Annotated in this window: 2 protein-coding genes and 1 tRNA gene; 2 read left to right on the forward strand and 1 reads right to left on the reverse strand. The window is 69.1% G+C overall.

Going from position 1 to position 1,811, the window contains the following annotated elements; genetic code table 11:
- The first annotated feature begins 192 nt into the window (after positions 1 to 192).
- Positions 193 to 265, forward strand: a tRNA-Arg gene (locus I003_RS0129410).
- A gap of 338 nt (positions 266 to 603) precedes the next feature.
- Positions 604 to 1,038 (forward strand): NUDIX domain-containing protein, encoded by a 435-nt coding sequence (locus tag I003_RS0129415; protein WP_027774706.1) that lies wholly within the window; start codon positions 604 to 606, stop codon positions 1,036 to 1,038.
- A 464-nt stretch (positions 1,039 to 1,502) separates the two neighbouring features.
- On the opposite strand, the gene I003_RS0129420 is transcribed toward I003_RS0129415, so the two are convergent.
- On the reverse strand, positions 1,503 to 1,811 hold a 309-nt coding region (locus tag I003_RS0129420; RefSeq protein ID WP_027774707.1), incomplete at its 5' end, for a TSUP family transporter.

A 1,811-nucleotide genomic window follows, 5' to 3' on the forward strand; every position in this document is an offset into this window, starting at 1 on the left:
CCCGGCGCCACGGCTGCGCCAACCCCGACCACCAGCCCCCTCGCGAGGGCTCTCCGCGGACGGGCGACGAAGCCCCGTGTCGCGGCATCCGCGCAGGTCAGACGGGGTGTGAGAATCGGATTTCGCCTGGCGCGGAGGGTCATGTAAAGTTGAGCCCGCAAACGCAGCCGGGCCGTTAATACCCGAAAGCGGGCGCTCGTAGCTTAACGGATAGAGCATCTGACTACGGATCAGAAGGTTGCAGGTTCGAATCCTGCCGAGCGCGCACAGGTAGAAGCCCCGCAGACACATCTGCGGGGCTTTTCTCATGCCTGTACAGCAGCGGCGTACATCAACGGGCGACGAGGCCGGGGAGCGCGACGGGGGCGCCGAGGGCACGAAGTCCCTCGTTCATCGATCGCCTTCTCCCGGTGTGTACGAGCTCGGGCCTCCCGAAGCCGGTCGGCGGTCTGCCGGAAGACGGCCCGGTCGCGGGCAGGGTCGACGGCCCTGTGAACGCGGGATGGAACGGGCATCACGGGCGTGCTCCTCTGTATATCTGGACAAGAGGCTCACTACCGTGGCCGTGGTGGAGAGCCGAGCCAGCCGAGGGGACCGAGGACCGTGAGCTCCGCAGAGCGCCCCCACTCCGTAAGTGTCGCCGGAGTCATCGTCGACGCCGAGGGACGGGCCCTGCTCATCCAGCGCCGCGACAACGGCCAGTGGGAGCCCCCGGGCGGCGTCCTCGAACCCGGGGAGACCATCCCCGGAGCACTCCAGCGCGAGGTCCTGGAGGAGACCGGTCTCAAGGTCGCTCTCCCCGCCACCCTCACCGGCGTGTACAAAAACATGACGGGCCTGGTCGTCTCGCTCGTCTTCCGCTGCAGGGCCATCGGCGGCACACCGACCACCGGCGACGAGACTGATGCTCTCCGCTGGGCCACCCGCGCCGAGGTCACCGAACTCACCGACGAGGCATACGCAATTCGTGTCCTGGACGCACTCGACGCCGCATCGCCGCCGGCCGTGCGGGCGCACGACGGCGTAAGACTCGTGTAGCCCAAGACCCACTACCCACGGCGGCCACCAGCAAAAGAAACTCATATGGACGCGAACATGTGTAGCGGGTCCCACCTGAGAACTCACCTATCCAGGAGTCCCGTACGAAGTCGGCCGCGTCTCCCTCTGGACGCGATAGGGGCCCAGCACGTGCCCGGAGAAGAAACCGGGACTGCCGCATGATCGTGAGCAAGTTGCCCATGAGCGCCCGCCACAAAGGGCGGCGCGCGCTACCGCGTGATCGAACTCCGCCCTGCGACCGTGCCGGAGCGCGCACCACCCTGTGGCTGGGGCGCGACGGGCAGATGCGGCGGTCCGGGATTCTCTGGACCACCACCGTGCGCTCGGCGCACCGCGCGAGCCCGGCGAGCGGAGCTCCAGGTTGGCACCTTCGACACGTACCGCGACTGCCGGCCGATCTTCACCGCCATCGACCAGGACCAAGCCGCCCTCACCCGCCGTGGTTAGCCCACTGCCTGCGTCGTGTAGAGCGCGCCGACGGTGGTTGCCAGGGTGGCGAGGAGCAGGCGCAGGGCGGTTTCGGGGAGGTGGGGTTGGAGGCGTGCGCCCAGGTAGCCGCCGAGGAGTCCGCCTGCCCCGCAGGAGAGGCCCAGGAGGAAGTCGGGGGCGACGTCGCCCGTGGTGGTCAGGGCGAGCAGTGCGTAGGTGGTCGCGCCGACGAGGGAGGTCAGGAAGGTGGCGGCCAGCGCTGCGGGGGTGACGGTGGCGACCGGTGTTCCGCGGCCGACGAGGATCGGGCCGAGCAGGGAGCC

It is taken from the genome of Streptomyces sp. CNQ329, assembly GCF_000482585.1.